The sequence below is a fragment of the Pseudomonas sp. PDM21 genome (assembly GCF_014852505.2).
In the GTDB taxonomy this organism is placed as follows: Bacteria; Pseudomonadota; Gammaproteobacteria; order Pseudomonadales; family Pseudomonadaceae; genus Pseudomonas.
On the sequence record NZ_CM181223.1, the window covers coordinates 4393711 to 4415711 of the forward strand.

19 protein-coding genes are annotated in these 22001 nt (G+C 67.1%); 14 read left to right on the forward strand and 5 right to left on the reverse strand.

What is annotated here, in order from left to right:
- The first annotated feature begins 23 nt into the window (after positions 1-23).
- Entirely contained in the window at positions 24-473 is a 450-nt protein-coding gene (locus IB275_RS20070) for a multidrug/biocide efflux PACE transporter (RefSeq protein ID WP_192295049.1), read from the forward strand.
- A gap of 62 nt (positions 474-535) precedes the next feature.
- On the opposite strand, the gene pyrF is transcribed toward IB275_RS20070, so the two are convergent.
- From pyrF to IB275_RS20085, 3 genes are all read right to left on the reverse strand, one after another.
- On the reverse strand, positions 536-1234 hold the full coding sequence (gene pyrF, locus IB275_RS20075; protein WP_192295050.1) for an orotidine-5'-phosphate decarboxylase: 699 nt from the start codon (positions 1232-1234) through the stop codon (positions 536-538).
- Positions 1235-1334: 100 nt separating this feature from the next.
- Positions 1335-2258 carry a response regulator gene (locus IB275_RS20080; protein WP_192295051.1) on the reverse strand — a complete coding sequence of 308 codons (924 nt, stop codon included), beginning with the start codon at positions 2256-2258 and terminating at the stop codon, positions 1335-1337.
- 2 nt (positions 2259-2260) lie between these two features.
- A complete protein-coding gene (locus tag IB275_RS20085; protein WP_192295052.1) occupies positions 2261-3562 on the reverse strand; it encodes a sensor histidine kinase in 1302 nt (433 codons plus the stop codon).
- A gap of 301 nt (positions 3563-3863) precedes the next feature.
- Between IB275_RS20085 and eat the strand changes: the two genes are divergently transcribed.
- From eat to IB275_RS20110, 5 genes are all read left to right on the forward strand, one after another.
- Positions 3864-5228, forward strand: a complete 1365-nt coding sequence (gene eat / locus IB275_RS20090) for an ethanolamine permease (RefSeq protein ID WP_192295053.1) — start codon at positions 3864-3866, stop codon at positions 5226-5228.
- A 57-nt stretch (positions 5229-5285) separates the two neighbouring features.
- Positions 5286-6659: an ethanolamine ammonia-lyase subunit EutB gene (locus IB275_RS20095; RefSeq protein WP_192295054.1), complete on the forward strand. Its 1374-nt coding sequence runs from the start codon at positions 5286-5288 to the stop codon at positions 6657-6659.
- Positions 6660-6671: 12 nt separating this feature from the next.
- Positions 6672-7448, forward strand: a complete 777-nt coding sequence (gene eutC, locus IB275_RS20100; protein WP_192295055.1) for an ethanolamine ammonia-lyase subunit EutC — start codon at positions 6672-6674, stop codon at positions 7446-7448.
- A 47-nt stretch (positions 7449-7495) separates the two neighbouring features.
- Positions 7496-7666: a DUF2897 family protein gene (locus IB275_RS20105; RefSeq protein ID WP_081518671.1), complete on the forward strand. Its 171-nt coding sequence runs from the start codon at positions 7496-7498 to the stop codon at positions 7664-7666.
- A 100-nt stretch (positions 7667-7766) separates the two neighbouring features.
- Positions 7767-8531 carry a CPBP family intramembrane glutamic endopeptidase gene (locus IB275_RS20110; RefSeq protein WP_192295056.1) on the forward strand — a complete coding sequence of 255 codons (765 nt, stop codon included), beginning with the start codon at positions 7767-7769 and terminating at the stop codon, positions 8529-8531.
- Between the two features lie 109 nt (positions 8532-8640).
- On the opposite strand, the gene IB275_RS20115 is transcribed toward IB275_RS20110, so the two are convergent.
- Positions 8641-9261, reverse strand: coding sequence for a TetR/AcrR family transcriptional regulator (locus tag IB275_RS20115; protein ID WP_179955978.1), 621 nt, complete (start codon positions 9259-9261; stop codon positions 8641-8643).
- A 219-nt stretch (positions 9262-9480) separates the two neighbouring features.
- On the opposite strand from IB275_RS20115, the gene IB275_RS20120 reads away from it, so the two are divergent.
- The 8 genes from IB275_RS20120 (at position 9481) to IB275_RS20155 (ending at position 21256) form a co-directional block, all read left to right on the forward strand.
- Positions 9481-11277, forward strand: a complete 1797-nt coding sequence (locus tag IB275_RS20120; RefSeq protein WP_192295057.1) for an acyclic terpene utilization AtuA family protein — start codon at positions 9481-9483, stop codon at positions 11275-11277.
- A gap of 111 nt (positions 11278-11388) precedes the next feature.
- Positions 11389-12264: an SDR family oxidoreductase gene (locus IB275_RS20125; RefSeq protein WP_192295058.1), complete on the forward strand. Its 876-nt coding sequence runs from the start codon at positions 11389-11391 to the stop codon at positions 12262-12264.
- Positions 12265-12267: 3 nt separating this feature from the next.
- Positions 12268-13884 carry a geranyl-CoA carboxylase subunit beta gene (gene atuC / locus IB275_RS20130; RefSeq protein ID WP_192295059.1) on the forward strand — a complete coding sequence of 539 codons (1617 nt, stop codon included), beginning with the start codon at positions 12268-12270 and terminating at the stop codon, positions 13882-13884.
- A 181-nt stretch (positions 13885-14065) separates the two neighbouring features.
- Positions 14066-15226, forward strand: a complete 1161-nt coding sequence (gene atuD, locus IB275_RS20135) for a citronellyl-CoA dehydrogenase (protein ID WP_081518676.1) — start codon at positions 14066-14068, stop codon at positions 15224-15226.
- A 4-nt stretch (positions 15227-15230) separates the two neighbouring features.
- Positions 15231-16025 carry an isohexenylglutaconyl-CoA hydratase gene (gene atuE / locus IB275_RS20140; RefSeq protein WP_192295060.1) on the forward strand — a complete coding sequence of 265 codons (795 nt, stop codon included), beginning with the start codon at positions 15231-15233 and terminating at the stop codon, positions 16023-16025.
- A 16-nt stretch (positions 16026-16041) separates the two neighbouring features.
- Positions 16042-18033 (forward strand): geranyl-CoA carboxylase subunit apha, encoded by a 1992-nt coding sequence (gene atuF, locus IB275_RS20145; RefSeq protein ID WP_192295061.1) that lies wholly within the window; start codon positions 16042-16044, stop codon positions 18031-18033.
- A 241-nt stretch (positions 18034-18274) separates the two neighbouring features.
- A complete protein-coding gene (locus IB275_RS20150) occupies positions 18275-19096 on the forward strand; it encodes an SDR family oxidoreductase (RefSeq protein WP_192295062.1) in 822 nt (273 codons plus the stop codon).
- A gap of 342 nt (positions 19097-19438) precedes the next feature.
- Positions 19439-21256, forward strand: coding sequence for a long-chain-acyl-CoA synthetase (locus IB275_RS20155; RefSeq protein ID WP_192295063.1), 1818 nt, complete (start codon positions 19439-19441; stop codon positions 21254-21256).
- A gap of 102 nt (positions 21257-21358) precedes the next feature.
- On the opposite strand, the gene IB275_RS20160 is transcribed toward IB275_RS20155, so the two are convergent.
- Positions 21359-21925 (reverse strand): translation initiation factor 2, encoded by a 567-nt coding sequence (locus tag IB275_RS20160; RefSeq protein ID WP_192295064.1) that lies wholly within the window; start codon positions 21923-21925, stop codon positions 21359-21361.
- Between the last annotated feature and the right edge of the window lie 76 nt (positions 21926-22001).

The window sequence follows — 22001 nt, forward strand, 5'->3', positions numbered from 1 at the left end:
AGCTTGATGCCTGGAGATACCCCATGACTCCCACTAAAACCCTGAAAGAGCGGATGTTCCACGCCGGCCTTTTCGAATTGCTGGCGGTCGTCATCTGCGCGCCGACCCTGGCCTGGCTGATGGACAAACCGCTGGGCCACATGGGCGCCATGACCCTGATGTTCTCGGCCATCGCCACCGTGTGGAATATGCTGTTCAACGCCGCCTTCGACCGCGCGCAGAACCGCATGGGCTTCAGCCGTACCCTGTCGGTGCGTGTGCTGCATGCCTCGCTGTTCGAACTGGGCCTGATCATCCTGCTGGTGCCGCTGGCCGCCTGGTGGCTGTCGGTGAGCCTGCTGGAGGCATTCATCCTCGACATCGGCCTGGTGCTGTTCTTCCTGCCCTACGCGCTGGTGTTCAACTGGGTGTATGACGTACTGCGCGAGCGCTGGGTTGGCCGGGCGCAGTCAACCGCCCAAGCCCACGGCTGAAACGAAAAGCCGAAACAAAAAAGCCCGCATCACTGCGGGCTTTTTCATGTCCGAAGAAAGCTTCAGGCCAGGCTGGCAGCGATCTCGGCCAGGGCCCTGGCCGGGTCGGCGGCCTGGCTGATCGGGCGGCCGATCACCAGGTAGTCGGAGCCGTTGTCCAGCGCCTGGCGCGGGGTGAGGATGCGACGCTGGTCGTCCTGGGCGCTGCCGGCCGGGCGGATGCCGGGGGTGACCAGTTGCAGCGCCGGGTGCGCGGCCTTCAGCGCGGGCGCCTCCTGGGCGGAGCACACCAGGCCGTCCATGCCGGCCTTCTGCGCCAACGCAGCCAGGCGCAGCACCTGCTCCTGGGGCTCGACGTCCAGGCCGATGCCGGCCAGGTCCTCGCGCTCCATGCTGGTCAGCACGGTCACGCCGATCAGCAGCGGCGACGGGCCATTGAAGGCATCCAGGGTTTCGCGGCAGGCGCTCATCATGCGCAGGCCGCCGGAGCAATGCACGTTGACCATCCACACGCCCATCTCGGCGGCGGCGCGCACGGCCATCGCGGTGGTGTTGGGGATGTCGTGGAATTTCAGGTCGAGGAAGACTTCGAAACCGCGACTGTTCAGGGTCTCGACGATACCGGCGGCGCAGCTGGTGAACAGCTCCTTGCCCACCTTCACCCGGCACAGTTTCGGGTCCAGCTGGTCGGCCAGCGCCAGCGCGGCTTCGCGGGTGGGGAAATCCAGGGCGACGATGATCGGGGTCTGGCAGGCGGACATGGGCTCTCTCGCGGGTATCGAAAAAATCGGCGCGCATTGTCGCAGAAACGCGCCGACTTCCGTAGCCCGCCCGGCAGGAATGCTGCGTCGCCGACGGCGATCAGGCACTCAGCCGCTCGCGCAGGCGGCCGAGCATGCCCAGCAGGCTGCCGACCTTCTCCCGCTCGCGCTCCTCGCGCGGCACCTCGGCGATGCGCGCGACCTTCTGCTCGGGCTGCGCGCGCCACAGCAGCGCCTGCTCGGCGGCGGCCTTCAGGCCCTTCTCGAACAGCCCGCGGCGGATCGGCTTGGGCAGGTAGCGGAATATCTGCGCCTGATTGATCAGCGCCAGCAGGTCCTGGGTGTCGCGGAACGGCGTGACAACGATGCTCAGCAGGCGCGGGTGAGCCTGGGCCAGGGACTTGAGCAACGGTGCGGTGTCTTCCCCGGCAAGCTTCAGGTCGCTGACGAGAATGTCGATCGGCTCGCTGTTCAGCCGCACGATGGCCTCGGCCAGGTTGCGCGCGCGGTGCAGCCGGTGAGTGCCGGCGCTGCAGAATTCGCCGACGCAGGCCAGGGTTTCGGGATCCTCATCCAGCAGCAGTACGTTGAGCGGCGCGACCACGCGGCTGATGGCCTTGGTGTCGATGGGCTCGGCCGGCGCCTGGCGCTGGGCGATTTCCGCAGCCTGGCGCAGGGTGAAGGCCATTTCCTGCGGGTCCCAGGGCTTGGTCAGGTAGCGGAAGATGCCGCCGCTGTTGAGCGCATCCACCGCCGCATCGAGGTCGGAATAACCGGTCAGCAGGATGCGCAGGGTGTCCGGAGCGATCTCCTGGGCCCGGGCCAGCAGCTCGGCGCCGGTCATCTGCGGCATGCGCTGATCGCTGACGAGGATGTCGATGCGCTCTTCGCGCAGGCGCTGCAGGGCCTTGTGCGGATCGGTCTCCACCCGCACGTCGTAGTGACGGCGAAACTGCATCGCGAGGCTGCGCAGGATGCGTTCCTCGTCGTCGACGAAGAGGATGCGGACAGGCTGCTGGCTCATGTTCAGGCGCTCCGTTTCAGTTCGCTGGCCTGCTGGATCGGCAGGCTGATGAGGAATCGCGTGCCGCGTCCGGGTTCGGACGCCACGCGGATACGGCCGCCGTGGTCCTGGACGATCTTGTAGCTGATCGACAGGCCCAGGCCCGTGCCCTGCCCCACCGGCTTGGTGGTGAAGAAGGGATCGAAGATGCGCGCGCGCACCTCCTCGTTCATGCCCTTGCCGTTGTCCTGCACGGAGAGGTGCACCTGGGTTTCGTCCGCCCAGGATTTCACCTGGATCAGGCCGAATTTCTCCATGGCCTGGGCGGCGTTGGTCAGCAGGTTGAGCAACACCTGGTTGATCTGGCTGGCGGCGCAGACGACCTTGGGCAGCGCGCCCAGCTGGGTGGCGACCTCGGCCTTTTCCTTGATGCTGTTGCGCGCGATCAGCAGCGCGCTGCGCACGCAGTCGTTGAGGTCGACTTCCTCGCTGCGGGCGCGGTCCAGGCGAGCGAAATCCTTCAGGCCGCCGACCAGCTCGCCGATCTGCGCAAGGCCGAAATCGGTGTCGCCGAACAGCTGGTCGAGATCACCCACCAACTGTTCCAGCGCCGCGTCGTCACGGGCCTGCTCGAAGGCGGCACGGGCGCGGGCCAGTTGCTCGGGAGCGCAGGCCGTATCGTCCAGGCACTCGTTGAGCAGGGTTTGCGCCTCGGTCAGGCCGAGCAGCGGGATCAGCAGCTCGCGCAGCAGCGCGACGTTGTTCTTCACGTAGCCCAGCGGGGTGTTCAGCTCATGGGCGACGCCAGCGACCATCTGCCCGAGGGAGGCCATCTTCTCCGACTGCACCAGTTGCGCCTGGGATTCGCGCAGGTCCTGCAGGGTCTTGTTGAGCACGCGATTGCGCTGGGCGACGCGCTGCTCCATGGCCTTGAGCAGGTCAAGCACCGTGCCGAGGCCGAGGTAGCGGCCCTGCTCGTCGATCAGCACGAAGTCCTCGGTGATCGGGTAGCGCAGTTGCGCGGTGACCTGCTGCGAGGCCTCTTCGAGGCTCAGGTCGGCGCGCACCTTGAGCGGCTGCGCGTTCATCACGTCGCTGGCGGGGCGGCGCCCCCAGAGGTCGCGGCCGAAACGCTGCATGAAGATGTCCTGCAGGCCGTTGCGGCTGACCAGCCCCAGCGGCATTCCAGCGGCATCCACCACCGGTAGCGAAAGGAAGGAACGGTGCTCCGCGTCGAGGAAGCGCTCAGCCACGTCGCTGATGCTCAGTTCCGGGGCCAAGGGCGCTACCTGGCGCAACAACTCATGCAGGGCGCGGGTGGTCATTGGCGAATCTCCGGTCGCTGGGATGGGCGCCAGTAGAGCAGCGGCAGATTGCCATCCTGTGACAGCCGTCGCGCGGCCAGGAAGCTTCACGGCGCAGTCATCTCACTGCAACAAGCGCCGCTGCAGCGCACCCGAACGGGACGCGCGAAACGTCGTCGCACCGCTTCGAAGCAGGCGAACAGGTGGCGAATGTTCACGAAACGACGCGATCTGGCGGTTTGCGACCGGGCTCCGGGGAATGGCACGACCACTGCACGACTGCACGGGTCGTGTCTTTCATCCTCTGTCCTGGAGACTTCGCATGAGCACGCAACTCAAACCTACCCTGGGCACCCTGCACCTGTGGGGCATCGCCGTGGGCCTGGTGATTTCCGGTGAGTATTTCGGCTGGAGCTACGGCTGGGGCGTGGCCGGCACCCTCGGCTTCCTGGTCACTACCCTGCTGGTGGCGACCATGTACACCTGCTTCATCTTCAGTTTCACCGAGCTGACCACCGCCATTCCCCACGCCGGCGGACCCTTCGCCTACAGCCGCCGCGCCTTCGGCGAGAAAGGCGGACTGGTGGCCGGGCTCGCCACGCTGATCGAGTTCGTCTTCGCCCCGCCGGCCATCGCCATGGCCATCGGCGCCTACCTCAACGTGCAGTTCCCGTCCCTCGATCCGAAGCACGCGGCTGTCGGCGCGTACCTGATCTTCATGACCCTGAACATCCTGGGCGTCAGCATCGCCGCCACCTTCGAGCTGATCGTCACGATCCTCGCAGTGGCCGAGTTGCTGGTGTTCATGGGCGTGGTGGCGCCGGGTTTCAGCTTCAGCAACTTCGTGCTCAATGGCTGGGCCGGTTCCGACAGCTTCGGCGGCGCGGCCATCGGCGGGATCTTTGCGGCGATCCCCTTCGCCATCTGGTTCTTCCTCGCCATCGAGGGCGCGGCGATGGCCGCCGAGGAAGCCAAGGACCCGAAACGCACCATTCCCAAGGCGTACGTCAGCGGCATCCTGACCCTGGTGGTGCTGGCCCTCGGGGTGATGCTGTTCGCCGGCGGCGCGGGCGACTGGAAGGCCCTCTCGGGGATCAACGACCCGCTGCCGCAAGCCATGAAGATGGTGGTCGGCGAGAACTCCGGCTGGCTGCACATGCTGGTGTGGATCGGCCTGTTCGGCCTGGTCGCCAGCTTCCACGGCATCATCCTGGGCTACTCGCGGCAGTTCTTCGCGCTGGCCCGCGCCGGCTACCTGCCGCGCGGTCTGGCCAAGCTGTCGCGCTTCCAGACGCCGCACCGGGCGATCATCGCCGGCGGCCTGGTGGGCATCGCGGCGATCTACAGCGATGGCCTGATCGCCCTGCAGGGCATGAGCCTGACCGCGGCGATGATCACCATGAGCGTGTTCGGCGCCATCGTCATGTACATCATGAGCATGCTCAGCCTGTTCAAGCTGCGCCGCAGCGAACCGGACCTCGAACGCAGCTTCCGCGCGCCGGGATTCCCCGTGGTGCCGGGCATCGCCCTGGCGCTGGCCGTGCTGTGCCTGGTGGCGATGGTCTGGTTCAACCTGCAGATCGCCGGGATATTCCTGGCCTTCATGGCAGCCGGCTTCGTCTACTTCCAGCTCACCGCCGCCCATCGCGCCAGCGCCCCGGCGGACGCTATGCTGACGGGAGCCTGACAGCCACCCACTGCGCGCCGGCTTTCGCGGCCGGCGCGCAGCCACCGGGACGTTCGCATGCCCTACCAGACCACCGTCGGTAGCCTGACCTACCGCTTTGCCGACCTGAAGACCCTGCTTGCCAAGGCCAGCCCGGCGCGCTCCGGCGATGCCCTGGCGGGCCTGGCTGCCGACAGCTACGAAGAGCGCATGGCGGCGAAGATCGCCCTGGCCGACGTGCCGCTCCAGCGCTTCCTCGACGAGGCGCTGATCCCCTACGAAGCCGACGAAGTCACCCGGCTGATCATCGACAGCCACGACACCACCGCTTTCGCACCGATCCGCCATCTCAACGTCGGCGACTTCCGCGACTGGCTGCTGCTGGACAGCACCGACAGCGCCACGCTGACTGCCGCCGCCAGAGGCATCACCCCGGAGATGGCCGCCGCAGTGAGCAAACTGATGCGTAACCAGGACCTGATCCTGGTGGCGAAGAAGTGCCGCGTGGTCACGCGCTTTCGCAACACCATCGGGCTGCCCGGCCACCTCTCGGTGCGCCTGCAGCCCAACCACCCCACGGACGACCTGCGCGGCATTGCCGCGAGCCTGCTCGATGGCCTGCTGTACGGCGCCGGCGATGCAGTGGTGGGCATCAACCCGGCGAGCGATTCGCCAGCCACGCTGATGCAGTTGTGGCGGATGATGGATGAACTGCGCCAGCGCTTCGAGATTCCCCTGCAAAGCTGCGTGCTCACCCACGTCACCTCGCAGATCCAGGCCATCGAGGCCGGCGCGCCGATCGACCTGGTGTTCCAGTCCATCGCCGGCACGCAGAAGACCAACGAGAGCTTCGGCATCGACCTCGCCCTGCTGCGCGAAGCCCAAGCAGCGGCGTTGTCACTCAACCGCGGCACGCTGGGCGACAACGTCATGTACTTCGAAACGGGTCAGGGCAGCGCCCTCTCCGCGGGCGGCCACCACGGTGTCGACCAGCAGACCTGTGAAGCCCGCGCCTACGCCGTGGCCCGCGAGTTCCGCCCGTTGCTGACCAACACCGTGGTCGGCTTCATCGGCCCGGAGTATCTCTACGACGGCAAGCAGATCATCCGCGCCGGGCTGGAGGATCACTTCTGCGCCAAGCTGCTGGGCGTGCCCATGGGTTGCGACGTCTGCTACACCAACCACGCCGAAGCCGACCAGGACGACATGGACAACCTGCTGACCCTGCTGGGCACGGCGGGCATCACCTTCATCATGGGCATCCCCGGCGCCGACGACATCATGCTCAATTACCAGAGCACCTCCTTCCACGACGCCCTCTACCTGCGCAGTACCCTGGGCCTGAAGCGCGCGCCGGAATTCGACGCCTGGCTGGCGAAGATGGCGATCACCGAAGCCTCGGGCCAGCTGCGCCCGATCAGCCGTGGCCACGCTCTGCTGCGGGCCTTCTGAGGAGCTGGAAACATGGACCTGATCCAGAACGACCCCTGGGACGAGCTGCGTGCGCACACTTGCGCGCGCATCGCGCTGGGCCGCGTCGGCTCCAGCCTGCCGACCCGCGAGGTGCTGAAGTTCGGCCTGGCCCACGCCCAGGCCCGCGATGCGGTGCACCATCCGCTGGACTTCGAGGCACTGCAGCAGGCGCTGGCCCACGAGGGCTTTCGCGTCCTGCGCGCGCGCAGCGAGGCGCCGGACCGCCAGACCTACCTGCTGCGCCCGGACCTGGGCCGCGCCCTGCACCCGGACAGCCAGTGGCAGCTCAAGGGCGAGAAGCTCGCCGCGGAGCTGGTCATCGTGATCGCCGACGGCCTCTCCTCCTTCGCTGTCCAGCAACACGCGCTGCCGCTGCTGAGCGCCCTGCGCGAGCGCTTCGCCACCGATTGGCAGCACACGCCAGTGGTGCTTGCCGAGCAGGGCCGCGTGGCCATTGGCGACGGCATCGGCGAGACGCTGGGAGCGAAGCTCGCGCTGGTGCTGATCGGCGAACGCCCCGGTCTCAGCTCGCCGGACAGCCTCGGCCTCTACCTCACCTGGCAGCCGCGCGTGGGGCGCATGGACAGCGAGCGCAACTGCATTTCCAACGTGCGCCCACAGGGTCTGCCCTATGAGCTGGCGGCGCACAAGATCGCCCACCTGCTGCAACAGGCGCTGCGCCTGCGGGTGAGTGGCGTACGGCTCAAGGACGATAGCGACCTGCCCGAAGCAATCCATCGGAACCGGCCCGCGCCTGACAAGGTCTGAATCACAGCGTATCGTGACGCTCTACTACCACTGTCGGAGACGGGACCATGCCCTGGTATGCCTGGTTGATCATCGCCCTAGCCCTGGGCTCCATCGTCGGCGCGCTGATGATGTTGCGCGACACCGCGAAGAAGCTCCCGCTCACCGAGGAACAGCTCAAGCGCATCCACGAGCGCAACGCCGAGATGGATGCCAAGGAAGCCGACGACAAGCGGTGAAAATCGCCTAACTGACTGACGCTTCAGTCAAAAACTGGCCATAGCCATGGCCAGCAGCAGTCGAAATTGCCTAGACTGCGCCTCCTTGTTGGAGGAAAGAATGCTCAGGAAACTCCTGCCGCTGCTGCCAATCGTGTTGTTGCTCTGCGGATCCGCGCTGGGTTTCGTCCAGCCGGTGGGGTTGCTGATCGGCGCCGTTTACGTCGCCTGGACCCTCTACGGCGAGCATCGCCTGCCGCGCCTGCTCTGGTGGCTGGTGTGCCTCGTGCTCAGTATCGCCCTGGCCGCGCACCTGCTGCCGGGCACTACCTCCTGGACCCTCTGGCCGGTGCGCCAGCTCAGCCCGGACGCTCCCGTCTACGCCTTGCACCTGTCCTGGGACAAGGCGCTGGTGGGCGCGACCCTGCTGGCCTGGTGGCTGCGCCGCGACCCGGTACCGACGGAGAAGCGCTCTCCGGACTTCGCCGCCATCGTCATCGTCACCACGCTGTTCGCCGTGCCGCTGGTAGCCGTCGCTGGTGGCCTGGTGGTGTGGAATCCGAAATGGCCGCCCGGCTTCTGGCTGTGGATGCTGGTCAACGTCTGCGTGATCTCGCTGACGGAGGAAGCCTTCTTCCGCGGCCTGCTGCAGACTGAGCTGGTGCGCCGCTTCGGCGCCGTCGCCGGGGTCGCGGCCGCCAGCGTGCTGTTCGGCATGGTGCACTGGCCGATCAACCCGCTGTTCGCGGTGGTCGCCGGCGTCGCCGGCCTGGGCTACGGCCTGGCCTTCCACTTCAGCGGCCGCCTGGCGGTGCCGGTGCTGCTCCATGCGGCGGTGAACTGCCTGCATCTGCTGCTGTTCAGCTATCCGTTGCGGATCATCTGATCGAATCGGCGCCGCCGGTAGGCAATCGCGGACGAAGTCCGCTCCTACCGAACCTGACACATGCGTAGGAGCGGACTCCGTCCGCGATCGATTTCGCCCAACGCAGAACTCACTCGCGCATCACCAGCAGCAACGCCTGCTCGGCCAGCTCGTCGAGGGTCAGGCTGCCTTCGGGGCGGAACCAGGTGATGGACCAGGACAGCGCCCCGGTCAGGAAGCGCCGCAGGATGAACGGATCGCCCTGGCTGAAACCGGCTAGGCGCGCCTCTTCCAGCACCTCAAGCCACATCTGCTCGTAGATGTCGCGCAGGCTGAGGATGTAGGCCTGGCCCTCTTCCGATAGCGAGCGCCATTCATAGACCAGCACCGCCATCGCCTCGCCGGTGCCGCCGGTGATCGACTGCAGCTCGCAGCGGATCAGCGCCAGCAGGCGTTCGCGCAGGGTCGTGGCGTCGGCCAGGGCGGCACGCATCAGGGCGGTGTTGTAGAGGATGGTTTCCTCCATCACCGAGCGGAGGATTTCGTCCTTGCTCTTGAAGTGATGGAAGATGCTGCCGGACTGGATGCCCACGGCGCCGGCCAGGTCGCGCACCGTGGTGCGTTCGTAGCCCTTGCTGCGGAACAGGTGCGCGGCCGTGTGCAACAGCTTGCCGCGGGCGCTCTCCGGGTCGGTGATCTGCCCGGTCTTGACCAGCTCCAGCATGACTTCGCGGGCTTTGCGGTCATCCACGCTGTTCTCTCCCCATGAGGCCCATCGGCCGATCTGCTCAGAGCGATTCATCGAAACGCCCTGCAAGTGCTTGTGTTGTCTGACGAAATGTAAGCCCCCGGAGCCCAACCAAGCAAGCGCTTGGCCATCCATTGGTTGGGGTTGTAGCACTTTCGGGGCTTTTCAACCAAGCGCTTGCTTGGTAATGTCGATCCATCACTCAGCGTCACGGGCAGAACAATGACTAGAACCGTACGTATCGGCTGCGCCTCCGCCTTCTGGGGCGACACCTCCACTGCCGCTGCCCAACTGGTGCGCGGCGCGGACATGGATTACCTGGTATTCGACTACCTCGCCGAGATCACCATGTCGATCATGGCCGGCGCCCGCCTGAAAAATCCCGAGGCAGGCTATGCCACCGACTTCGTCGAAGTGATGACACCCCTGCTGGGTGACATCGCGGCGAAACAGGTGCGCGTGATCAGCAACGCTGGCGGGGTGAACCCCTCGGCCTGCGCCAGCGCCCTCGCCGCCGCCTGCGAGAAGGCTGGCGTGGCGCTGAAGATCGCCGTGGTACACGGCGACAACCTGCAGCCGCGCCTGGGCGAACTGGCCAAGGCCGGCATCCGCGAGATGTTCTCGGGCGCACCTATGCCGCCGATGTGCGTCTCGGTCAACGCCTACCTCGGCGCCCCCGGCATCGTCGAAGCGCTGAAGGCCGGCGCCGATATCGTCATCACCGGCCGCGTGGTGGACAGCGCAGTGGTCAGCGCCGCCCTGGTACACGAATTCGGCTGGGCCTGGAACGACTACGACAAACTGGCCCAGGCCGCGCTGGCCGGGCACATCATCGAGTGCGGCGCGCAGTGCACCGGTGGCAACTTCACTGACTGGGAAAGCGTGCCGGACTACGAGCACATCGGCTTCCCGCTCGTCGAAGTGCAGGCCAGCGGCGACTTCGTGGTGACCAAGCCGCAGGGCACCGGCGGGCTGGTGACGCCGCTGTCGGTGGGCGAGCAGATGCTCTACGAGATCGGCGACCCGCGCGCCTACCTGCTCCCTGATGTGGTCTGCGATTTCACCCAGGTCGAACTCACCCAGGTGGGCGACAACCGCGTGGCCGTCAGCGGCGCGCGCGGCCTGCCGCCGACCGGGCAATACAAGGTCAGCGCCACCTATCCGGACGGTTTCCGCTGCACCGCCAGCTGTCTGATCGCCGGCATCGACGCGGTGAAGAAGGCTGAGCGGGTCAGCCAGGCGATCATCGCCAAGACCGAGGAAATCCTCATGGAACGCGGCTGGGGGCCGTACCGTGAGGTCAGCGTGGAGTTGCTCGGCAGCGAAGCCACCTACGGCCCGCACGGGCGCCGCAGCGACAACCGCGAGATCGTGGTGAAGCTCGCCGTGCGCCACAGCCGCAAGGAAGCGCTGGTGCTGTTCTCCCGCGAGATCGCCCAGGCCGCCACCGGCATGGCGCCGGGCCTGACCGGCATCGTCGGCGGTCGCCCGACCGTGTACCCGGTGATCCGCCTGTTCTCCTTCCTGATCGACAAGGACCGCTGCGAGCTGGCCGTGGACATCGACGGTGAGCGCCACGGCGCCGCCCTGCCCGCCCTTGACGCCTTCGACCCGGCCGCGCTGGCCGACGATGTTCCGGTACCGGCCGCCAAGGGCCCGGCCCAGGCCAGCGTGCCGCTGGTGAAGCTGGCCGTGGCGCGCTCCGGTGACAAGGGCAACCACAGCAACATCGGCGTCATGGCCCGCAAGGCCGAATACCTGCCGTGGATCGCCGAGGCGCTGAGCGAAGGCGCCGTGGCCGAATGGATGCAGCACGTGCTCGACCCGCAGCTGGGTCGCGTCAGCCGCTGGCACCTGCCGGGCAGCCATAGCCTGAACTTTCTGCTGGAAAACGCCCTGGGCGGCGGCGGCGTCGCCAGCCTGCGCATCGACCCGCAGGGCAAGGCCTTCGCCCAGCAGTTGCTGGAATTCCCGGTGGCGGTGCCGCAACACATCGCCGACGAACTGAACGCACGCTGATGAAATGAACGTAGGGCGCATGACGCCACCGGCGTTATCCGCCATTCACAAACGGCGGATGAAGCGTGCCGCTTCATTCGCCCTACGGGATACCTCGGAGTCAGAACCACAATGAGCTACGACTCGATCTTCAAAGCCGGCCTGTTCGACGGCCAGACCATCATCGTCACCGGCGGCGGCAGCGGCATCGGCCGCTGCACCGCCCACGAGCTGGCGGCCCTCGGCGCCCACGTGGTGCTGGTCGGGCGCAAGGCGGAAAAACTGGAGAAGACCGCCGGCGAAATCATCGAGGACGGCGGCAGCGCCAGCTGGCACAGCTGCGACATCCGCGACGAAGACGCGGTGAAGGCGCTGGTGGCGCAGGTCATCACCGAGCGCGGGCCGATCCATCACCTGGTCAACAACGCCGGCGGCCAGTACCCCGCACCGCTGGCCTCGATCAACCTGAAGGGCTTCGAGGCGGTGGTGCGCACCAACCTGGTGGGCGGCTTCCTGATGGCCCGCGAAGTGTTCAACCAGAGCCTGAGCAAGACTGGCGGCAGCATCGTCAACATGCTCGCCGACATGTGGGGCGGCATGCCCGGCATGGGCCACTCCGGCGCCGCCCGCGCCGGCATGGAGAACTTCACCAAGACCGCTGCCATCGAGTGGGGCCATGCCGGGGTGCGGGTCAACGCCGTGGCGCCCGGCTGGGTCGCTTCCAGCGGCATGGACACCTACGAAGGCGCATTCAAGGCAGTGATCCCGACCCTGCGCGAGCATGTGCCGCTCAAGCGCATCGGCACCGAGTCGGAAGTCTCCGCCGCCATCGTCTTCCTGCTCTCCCCCGGCGCCGCCTTCATCAGCGGCAACACCATCCGTATCGACGGCGCCGCCAGCCAGGGCAGCCGCGCCTTCCCGCTGGTGAAGGGCAAGCCGGGGCAGAGCCGTTCCTACAATGGCTTCCACCGTGCCTACCTGCCGGACGTCCTCAAGGATCAGGAGTAAGCGATGCCCGTCATCCAATCCGAAGTCGATCCCCAGGGCGAAGAATTCGCCCGCAACCGCGAGGCCATGCTGGCCGCCGTGGCGAGCTTCCGCGAGGTCGAGCAGAAGGTGCTGGACAAGGCCGCCGAGGCCAAGCCCAAGTTCGACAAGCGTGGCCAGCTGCTGCCGCGCGAACGCCTGAACCTGCTGCTGGACGCTGGCGCGCCGTTCCTCGAGATTTCCTCGCTGGCCGGCTACAAGCTGCATGACGACAAGGACGGCACCCAGGCCGGCGGCGGCATCATCTCCGGCATCGGCTACATCGCCGGGGTTCGCTGCCTGGTCACCGCCAGCAACAGCGCGATCAAGGGCGGCACCATCTCCCCCACCGGGCTGAAGAAGACCCTGCGCCTGCAGCAGATCGCCTTCGAGAACAAGCTGCCAGTGGTGGCGCTGACCGAGAGCGGCGGCGCCAACCTGAACTACGCGGCGGACATCTTCGTCGAGGGCGCGCGCGGCTTCGCCAACCAGGCGCGCATGTCGGCGATGGGCATTCCGCAGGTCACCGTGGTGCACGGCTCGTCCACCGCCGGCGGTGCCTACCAGCCGGGGCTGTCGGACTACGTGGTGGTGGTGCGCGGCAAGGCCAAGATGTTCCTCGCCGGCCCACCGCTGCTCAAGGCCGCCACCGGTGAAATCGCCACCGATGAAGACCTCGGCGGCGCCGAACTGCACGCCCAGGTCGCCGGCACCGCCGAGTACCTGGCGGAGAACGACGCCGACGGCGTGCGCCTGGCCCGCGAGATCCTCGCTTCGCTGCCGTGGAATGCGCAGCTGCCGGCGCGCCCGAAGCAACAGTGGGATGCCCCGCTGCACCCGGCCGAGGAGCTGCTCGGCGTGGTCCCGGCGGACGCCAAGAAGCCCTATGACGTGCGCGAGATCGTCGCGCGCATCGCCGATGGTTCGCGTTTCCTCGACTTCAAGAACGAGTTCGACAGCCAGACCGTCTGCGGCCACCTGCACATCGAAGGTCACGCCTGTGGTCTGATCGGCAACAACGGCCCGATCACCCCGCAGGGCGCGGCCAAGGCGGCGCAGTTCATCCAGCTGTGCGAGCAGAGCAACACGCCGATCCTGTTCCTGCACAACACCACCGGCTTCATGGTCGGCACCGAGTCCGAACGCCTGGGCGTGATCAAGCACGGCTCGAAGATGATCCAGGCCGTAGCCAACGCCACGGTGCCCAAGCTCACTCTGGTCGTCGGCGGCTCCTACGGCGCCGGCAACTACGCCATGTGCGGCCGCGGGCTGGACCCGCGCTTCATCTTCGCCTGGCCCAACAGCCGCACCGCCGTGATGGGCGGCGCCCAGGCCGGCAAGGTGCTGCGCATCGTCACCGAGGAAAAACACGCCAAGGAGGGCAAGGAGCCCGACCCGAAGATGCTCGACATGCTCGAACAGATGACCGCGCAGAAGCTCGACGCCCAGTCCACCGCGCTCTACGGCACGGCGAGCCTGTGGGACGACGGGCTGATCGACCCGCGCGACACCCGCGCGCTGCTCGGTTACCTGCTGGACATCTGCGCGGAGGCGGCCGTGCGGCCGCTCAAGGGTAATAGTTTTGGGGTAGCGAGGTTCTGATTGGAGGTCGGGAGTGCGGGCCGAGCCCCTCTCCCCCCGCCCTCTCCCTGAAGGGAGAGGGAGCCAAAGCGACCCGGCGTAAAGCGAACTTCCAGCCCGCTCCGAACAGCCCTCTCTCCCTTCAGGGAGAGGGTTGGGGAGAGGGCAAGGGAACAACTCAGGCTCAAGGAGAACAACAACGATGATCTTCACCCAGGAACACGAAGAACTCCGCCGCACCGTCCGCAACTTCGTCGAGCGCGAGATCAACCCCTACGTCGACGAGTGGGAAAAAGCCGGGCGCTTCCCGATCCATGAAGTCTTCAAGAAGGCCGGCGATCTGGGCCTGCTGGGTATCTCCAAGCCGGAGAAATTCGGCGGCATGGGCCTGGACTACAGCTACTCGGTGGTCGCCGCCGAAGAGTTCGGCACCATCCATTGCGGCGGCGTGCCGATGGCCCTGGGCGTGCAGACCGACATGTGCACCCCGGCGCTGGCGCGCTTCGGCTCCGACGAGCTGCGCGAGGAGTTCCTGCGCCCGGCGATCGCCGGCGAGATGGTCGGTTGCATCGGCGTCTCGGAAGTCGGCGCCGGCTCCGACGTGGCGGGCCTGAAGACCACCGCGCGCAAGGATGGCGACGACTACGTCATCAACGGCAGCAAGATGTGGATCACCAACTCACCGTCCGCCGACTTCATCTGCCTACTGGCCAACACCTCCGACGACAAGCCCCACGTCAACAAGTCACTGATCATGGTGCCGATGAAGTCCAAGGGCATCAGTGTCAGCCCGCACCTGGACAAGCTCGGCATGCGCAGCTCGGAGACCGCCCAGGTGTTCTTCGACGACGTGCGCGTCCCCCAGCGCAACCGCATCGGCGCCGAGGGCGCGGGCTTCATGATGCAGATGCTGCAGTTCCAGGAAGAACGCCTGTTCGGCGCCGCCAGCGGGATCAAGGGGCTGGAATACTGCGTCAACGCCACCATCGAGTACTGCAAGGAGCGCAAGACCTTTGGCCAGTCGCTGATCGACAACCAGGTCATCCACTTCCGCATGGCCGAGCTGATGACCGAGATCGAGTGCCTGCGCGCCCTCACCTACCAGGCCACCGAGCAGTACATCCGCGGCAAGGACGTGACCCGCCTGGCCTCCATGGCCAAGCTCAAGGTCGGCCGCCTGGCCCGCGAAGTCACCGACGCCTGCCTGCAGTACTGGGGCGGCCAGGGATTCATGTGGGAAAACCCGGTCTCGCGCGCCTACCGCGACACCCGCCTGGTTTCCATCGGCGGCGGCGCCGACGAAATCATGCTGGGCATCATCTGCAAGATGATGGGCACCCTGCCGGGCAAGAAGAAGGGCTGATGCCATGACCCTGCCGAACTGCGAAACCCTGCTGCTGGAACGTGACGGCGGCGTGCTGCACGTCACCCTGAACCGCCCGGACAGCCGCAACGCCATGAGCCTGGCAATGGTCGGCGAACTGCTTGCGGTGCTGGCCGCCGTGCGCGACGACCGCGCCGTGCGCGCCATCGTCCTGCGCGGCGCCGGCGGGCACTTCTGCGCCGGCGGCGACATCAAGGACATGGCCGGCGCCCGCGCCGCCGGTCCGGATGCCTACGCCGCGCTGAACCGCGCCTTCGGCGGTCTGCTGGAAGAAGCCCAGGCGCAACCCCAGGTGCTGGTCGCCGTGCTGGAAGGCGCAGTGCTTGGCGGCGGCTTCGGCCTTGCCTGCGTCTCGGACATCGCCCTGGCGGCAGTGGACGCGCAGTTCGGCCTGCCGGAAACCAGCCTCGGCATCCTGCCGGCGCAGATCGCGCCCTTTGTGGTGAAGCGCATCGGCCTGACCCAGGCGCGCCGCCTGGCCCTCACCGCCGCCCGTTTCGACGGCCGCGAGGCGCTGCGGCTGGGCCTGGTGCATGCCTGCGCGGACAGCGCCGATAACCTCGGCGAACAGCTCGCCCAGACGATCGACCACGTTCGCCGCTGCGCCCCCGGTGCCAACGCCGCCACCAAAGCGCTGCTGCTCGCCACCGAGAGCGAAGCCCTCGGCCCGCTGCTGGACGACGCTGCCCGCCAGTTCGCCGCTGCGGTGACCGGCGCGGAAGGCGCCGAAGGCACCCTGGCCTTCGTGCAGAAACGCAAACCGAACTGGGCGCAGTAGCCCCGAGGAAACCGTCATGCCCAGTTTCGACAAAATCCTCATCGCCAACCGTGGCGAGATCGCCTGCCGGGTGATCCGCACCGCCCATGACCTGGGCTACCGCACCGTGGCCGTGTACAGCGAGGCCGATGCCAACGCGCGCCATGTGCAACTGGCCGACGAAGCCGTGTGCGTCGGCCCGGCACCCGTGGGGCAGTCCTACCTGAAGCCGGATGCGATTCTCGAAGCGGCCAAGCGTACCGGCGCCAGCGCCGTCCACCCCGGCTACGGCTTCCTCTCGGAGAACGCCGACTTCGCCCGCGCCTGCGAGGCCGCTGGCATCGTCTTCATCGGCCCTGGCGTGGAAGCCATCCACCTGATGGGCAGCAAGCGCCTCTCGAAGATCGCCATGCTCGAAGCCGGCGTGCCCTGCATCCCCGGTTACGAAGGCGCGGAGCAGGACGACGCCACCCTCACCCGCGAAGCGCAGCGCATCGGCTACCCACTGATGATCAAGGCCAGCGCTGGCGGCGGTGGGCGCGGCATGCGCCTGGTGACGCGCAGCGAAGACCTCGCCGAACAGCTGCGCACCGCGCGCTCGGAAGCGCAGAACGCCTTCGGCAGCGGCGAGCTGATCCTGGAGAAAGCCGTGGTGCAGCCGCGCCACGTGGAAATCCAGGTGTTCGGCGACAGTCACGGCAACATCGTTTACCTCGGCGAGCGCGACTGCTCGGTACAGCGCCGCCACCAGAAAGTCATCGAGGAAGCGCCCTGCCCCGTACTCAGCGAGGAGCTGCGCGCGGCCATGGGCGACGCTGCGGTGAAGGCCGCCGCGTCGGTGAACTACCTGGGCGCCGGCACCGTGGAATTCCTGTTGGACGCCAGCGGCGCCTTCTACTTCCTGGAAATGAACACCCGCCTGCAGGTGGAGCACCCGGTCACCGAGCTGGTCACCGGCCAGGACCTGGTGGCCTGGCAGATCCGCGTCGCCGAAGGCCATCCGCTGCCGCTGACCCAGGAGCAGGTCCAGCTCAGGGGCCACGCCATCGAAGTGCGCCTGTACGCCGAGGATGCAGGTGGCGGCTTCCTCCCGCAGACCGGCCAGGTACTGCGCTGGACACCGCCACAGCTGGACGGCATCCGCATCGACCACGGCCTGCGCGAAGGCCAGCCGGTGACGCCGTTCTACGACCCGATGCTGGCCAAGGTCATCGCCTATGGCGCCACCCGCGACGAGGCGCGGCGCAAGCTGATACGCGCCGTCGAGGACTGCGTGCTGCTGGGCGTAACCGGCAACCAGCGCTTCCTCGCCAACCTGCTCAAGCACCCGGAATTCGCCGCCGGCAAGGCCACCACCGCGTTCATCGGTGAGCAGTTCGCCGGCGACCCGAGCCTGGCCCCGTGCCAGCCGCAGGCGCTGGAACTGGCCTGTGCCGCCGCCCTGCTCTACCAGGCCTCGGCCAGCGACCGCGCGCACCAGCCCGGCCTTTCCGGCTGGCGCAGCGCCGGCAGCGCGCCGTGGCGTTTCGTCCTCAAGCATGGCGAGGAGAAATTCGCCGTCGAACTGCAAGTCCTCGAACACGGCCCCCGGCCGACGCTGCTGGCGCGCATCGGTGACAGCGAGATCCACCTGCACCTGCTCGGCGAAGAAAACGGCGACGCCATCCTCGAAGCCGACGGCGTTCGCCGCCGCCTGCCCTTCCACCGAGATGGCGCACGCCTGTGGCTGTATGGCGCGGACGGCAACCTGGAACTGCAGGACGTCACCCATGAGCCAGCCGGCGCCTCTGCTGGCGCAGGCTCCGGCACGGTAAAGGCGCCGATGGATGGCGCCATCGTCGACGTGCTGGTGGCCGAGGGCGCGCGGGTCAGCAAGGGCCAGCTGCTGCTGGTGCTGGAAGCGATGAAGATGGAGCACCCGCTCAAGGCCGGCGTCGACGGCGTGATCCGCCGCGTGCAGGTGATCAAGGGTGAGCAGGTGAAATCCCGGCAGTTGCTGGTGGAGGTCGAAGCGCTGGAGTCCGCCTGACAGCTTGGCTTCCCTCACCCCAGCCCTGGCTGCGCGCCCCGCTCCTGAGGGAGCGGGAGCCGTTCGGAGCAAAAGGGAGGCACGCCATTCATCCTTGCAGCAGACAGTCCCCTCTCCCTCCGGGAGAGGGTTAGGGTGAGGGCAGGCCCGAGCGCACCAGACATCAGAAAGCACATTTCGTAGGAGCGGATTCATCCGCGATTCCGTCCGACAAAGACAACAAGAACACGGAGCCCCAACCATGTCCCTCAACGGCAAAACCCTCTTCATCACCGGCGCCAGCCGTGGCATCGGCCGCGAGATCGCCCTGCGCGCCGCCCGCGACGGCGCCAACATCGTCATCGCCGCCAAGAGTGCCGAGCCCCATCCAAAACTCGAAGGCACCATCTTCAGCGTCGCCGAAGAAGTCGAGGCCGCCGGTGGCAAGGCGCTGGCCCTGCAACTGGACGTGCGCGACGAGAACGCCGTGCGCGACGCCATGGCCAAGGCCGCCGAGCACTTCGGCGGGATCGACGCGGTGATCAACAACGCCGGCGCCATCAAGCTGGTCGGCGTGGAGCGCCTGGAGCCCAAGCGCTTCGACCTGATGTACCAGATCAACACCCGTGCCGTGATGGTCTGCAGCCAGGCCGCGCTGCCCTACCTGAAGCAGAGCAAGGGCCACATCCTCAGCCTGTCTCCGCCGATCAACCTGGCCGGCAAGTGGTTCGCCCAGCACGGCCCCTACACCGTCACCAAATACGGCATGAGCATGCTCACCCTGGGGATGCACGAGGAGTTCAAGAAGTACGGCATCAGCGTCAACGCCCTGTGGCCGAAGACCATGATCGCCACTGCCGCCATCGAGTTCGAACTGGGCAGCCGCGACGCCTTCAAACGCGCCCGCACGCCGGCGATCATGGCCGACGCCGCCTACGCCATCCTCTCCAGCAGCGAGCGCGCCATCAGCGGCCGCCTGCTGATCGACGAGGACATCCTCCGCGAACAGGGCCAGAGCGACTTCGAGCAGTACCGCTTCGACCCGAACGGCGGCAGCCTGGTGCCCGATCTCTTCCTCGACTGACCGCTGCCGCCCATCGCACTAAGGCCAACGGCGGATAACCGCGAGCGGTCATCCGCCCTACGTCCCTTCCAGGCACCAGCTCCCCGTAGGGCGCATGACGCGGCACGTGTTATCCGCCGCATAGCCGCGGGCAGCGCGCCCTGTGACGTTTACCAATCGACACAAACCCGCCCTGGTCGTCCGGCCATCCCCTCCTAGACTGCGATGAACGCTCTGCCGGCCGGTTTGCCGATCTGCCCGGCCACACGCGCGCCCGGGCCATAGCCTCCCGCCAGGGGCCGACCTAGAGTCGCGCTGGAGCGTCTGCACGCCAGACAACAATGACAATAAGGGCACGCGTCAATGAGCCACGCCGATATCATCACCCCGACCCGCTTCCTCGCTCACCTGCCGGCCACCCTCGGTCGCGTGCCACGCATGCTGCGCGGGCTGTACTACACCGGCATCCGCAACCGCGAGAAGAACCTCTCCCTGGGCTGGGCGCTGGAGCGCGCTGCGCGCCTCTACCCGGACAGCCCGGCGCTGATCGACGAACGGCGGCGCCTGTCCTACGCGCTGTTCAACGGCTGGGCCAACCGCCTGGCGCGGGCCTTCCAGGCCGAAGGCGTGGGCCACGCCAGCGTGGTCGCGGTGATGCTGGAGAACCGAGCCGAACTCATGGTGGTACTTGCCGCCCTGGCCAAGCTCGGCGCCATCGGCGCGCTGGTCAACACCACCCAGCGCGGCCAGGTGCTCAGCCACAGCCTCAACCTGGTAAAGCCCAGCCACTTCGTGGTCGGCGAGGAACTGCGCGAGGCTTTCGAGGACGTCCGCCCGGCCCTGGAAAACAGCGGCGGGCGCTGCTACTGGATCGCCGACGGTGAAGACTCGGCACAGGCCCCGGCCGGCTGGCAAAGCCTGATGCGTCTGGCGCAGGAACAGGATTCGAACAACCTCGCCGAGACAGCGCGGGTACGTCTGAAGGACGCCTGCTTCTACATCTACACCTCCGGCACCACCGGCCTGCCGAAGGCCTCGATCATGAGCCACGGCAAGTGGATCAAGGCCTACGGCGGCTTCGGCCACTCCGGGCTCGGGCTGACGAACAGCGACGTGCTCTACCTGACCCTGCCCTGCTACCACAACAACGCCGTGACCGTCTGCTGGAGCGCCGTGCTCGCCGGTGGCGCGGCCATCGCCCTGCGCCGCAAGTTCTCCGCCAGCGCCTTCTGGAAGGACGTGCAGGCCTACCAGGCGACCTGCTTCGGCTACATCGGCGAGCTCTGCCGGTACCTGCTCAACCAGCCGCAATGCGAAGAAGAGCGCGGCAACACCCTGACCTGCATGATCGGCAACGGCCTGCGCCCATCGATCTGGAACGAGTTCAAAGAGCGTTTCGGCATCGAGCGCATCACGGAGTTCTACGCGTCCAGCGAAGGCAACATCGGTTTCACCAACGTATTCAACTTCGACAATACGGTGGGCTTCTCGCCGGCAACCTACGCGATCGTTCGTTATGACCTGGAAAATGACCAGCCGGTGCGCAACGCCAAGGGTTTCATGGAAAAGGTCGACAAGGGCGAAGCTGGCCTGCTGATCAGCGAGATCAGCGACAAGTGGCCGTTCGACGGTTACACCGACCCGGCCAAGAGCGAGGCGGTGATCTACCGCAACGTGTTCAAGGAAGGCGATACCTGGTTCAACACCGGCGACCTGATGCGCGACATCGGCTTCAAGCACACGCAGTTCGTCGACCGCCTCGGCGACACCTTCCGCTGGAAGGGCGAGAACGTCTCCACCACTGAAGTGGAAAACGCCCTGGGCGCCTTCCCCGGCGTGGAGGATGCGGTGGTCTACGGCGTGGAGATTCCCGGCACCAACGGCCGCTGCGGCATGGCCGCGCTGCGCCTGGCCGATGGCGCGAGCCTGGACGCCGCGCTGCTGGCGGCGCACCTGGACCGCGAGCTACCGGCCTACGCCGTGCCGCTATTCCTGCGCCTGCTGGTCCAGGTGGAGACCACCGGGACCTTCAAGTACAAGAAGACCGACCTCAAGCGTAACGCCTACGACCCCTCAGCCGTGACCGAGGCGCTGTTCGTGCGACTACCCGGCGAGGCGGACTACCGGGCGCTGGACGGCGCGCTGTTCGAGGCGATTCGCGGCGGCGTTCACCGCTTCTGAGCGAACCTTCGCAGAAGCGGGCCTGTTCGCAAAGCTTTGCCTGGAGTTCCAGGCGCGGCGATGTTCGCGAGCAGGCTCACTCCTACAGGGAAACCGAGGGGGTCAGTTGCGGAACTGGAACTGCAGTTCGGCGCCGCGAATATCCGAGTGCCAGCTGTCGTCATTGGTTTCGCGCTCATTCGGCTCGCGCGAGATCAACCGGCCGCCCACCTGGAACGGGCTCTGCCCGGTCTTTTCGCCGAACATCTGCGGCAGCAGGGGCTTGTCCTCCAACTCGGTCACCGACTTATCCGGATCGAGCGGGTGGACCATATCCTTGGGCAGGCGCAGATCGAGCTTCACCGGCGGCAGTGGCTGCTTGACGACAGGGTCGACCGGCTTCTTTACCTGCGCCGGGGTCTTCGACGGCGCCTTGGCCTCGGGCTTGATGGCCGCTTCGACCGCGGGCGCCTTGGGCGAGGCCACGGCCTTGGCGGCAGCGGGCTTGGCTTCCGACTCGCGCGGTTGCTCGGCGCTCGGCTCGGGCGCGGGCGCGCTGGCCGCTGGCGCCGGCACTGCAGCGGGCGCTGGAGCCGGAACCGGAGCAGCAGCCTTGTCCTTGTGCTCATCACCACAGGCGGCGAGCAGCAGGGACAAACTGGCGACAATGAGAATTCTGGACATCTTCATGGAGCTGACCGTCAGAAAAACCGCGCAATGCTGGCGCGAGATGCGAGGCAGAGCAAGAGCCTTGCCATGACAAACC

Coding starts and splice junctions, on each gene's coding strand:
- IB275_RS20120 (WP_192295057.1), top strand. CDS start 9,481: ATGACTAGAACCGTACGTATCGGCTGCGCCTCCGCCTTCTGGGGCGAC.
- IB275_RS20150 (WP_192295062.1), top strand. CDS start 18,275: ATGTCCCTCAACGGCAAAACCCTCTTCATCACCGGCGCCAGCCGTGGC.
- eutC (WP_192295055.1), top strand. CDS start 6,672: ATGGACCTGATCCAGAACGACCCCTGGGACGAGCTGCGTGCGCACACT.
- pyrF (WP_192295050.1), bottom strand. CDS start 1,234: ATGTCCGCCTGCCAGACCCCGATCATCGTCGCCCTGGATTTCCCCACC.
- IB275_RS20160 (WP_192295064.1), bottom strand. CDS start 21,925: ATGAAGATGTCCAGAATTCTCATTGTCGCCAGTTTGTCCCTGCTGCTC.
- atuC (WP_192295059.1), top strand. CDS start 12,268: ATGCCCGTCATCCAATCCGAAGTCGATCCCCAGGGCGAAGAATTCGCC.
- IB275_RS20105 (WP_081518671.1), top strand. CDS start 7,496: ATGCCCTGGTATGCCTGGTTGATCATCGCCCTAGCCCTGGGCTCCATC.
- IB275_RS20125 (WP_192295058.1), top strand. CDS start 11,389: ATGAGCTACGACTCGATCTTCAAAGCCGGCCTGTTCGACGGCCAGACC.
- IB275_RS20085 (WP_192295052.1), bottom strand. CDS start 3,562: ATGACCACCCGCGCCCTGCATGAGTTGTTGCGCCAGGTAGCGCCCTTG.
- IB275_RS20080 (WP_192295051.1), bottom strand. CDS start 2,258: ATGAGCCAGCAGCCTGTCCGCATCCTCTTCGTCGACGACGAGGAACGC.
- atuE (WP_192295060.1), top strand. CDS start 15,231: ATGACCCTGCCGAACTGCGAAACCCTGCTGCTGGAACGTGACGGCGGC.
- atuD (WP_081518676.1), top strand. CDS start 14,066: ATGATCTTCACCCAGGAACACGAAGAACTCCGCCGCACCGTCCGCAAC.
- atuF (WP_192295061.1), top strand. CDS start 16,042: ATGCCCAGTTTCGACAAAATCCTCATCGCCAACCGTGGCGAGATCGCC.
- IB275_RS20095 (WP_192295054.1), top strand. CDS start 5,286: ATGCCCTACCAGACCACCGTCGGTAGCCTGACCTACCGCTTTGCCGAC.
- IB275_RS20155 (WP_192295063.1), top strand. CDS start 19,439: ATGAGCCACGCCGATATCATCACCCCGACCCGCTTCCTCGCTCACCTG.
- eat (WP_192295053.1), top strand. CDS start 3,864: ATGAGCACGCAACTCAAACCTACCCTGGGCACCCTGCACCTGTGGGGC.
- IB275_RS20110 (WP_192295056.1), top strand. CDS start 7,767: ATGCTCAGGAAACTCCTGCCGCTGCTGCCAATCGTGTTGTTGCTCTGC.
- IB275_RS20070 (WP_192295049.1), top strand. CDS start 24: ATGACTCCCACTAAAACCCTGAAAGAGCGGATGTTCCACGCCGGCCTT.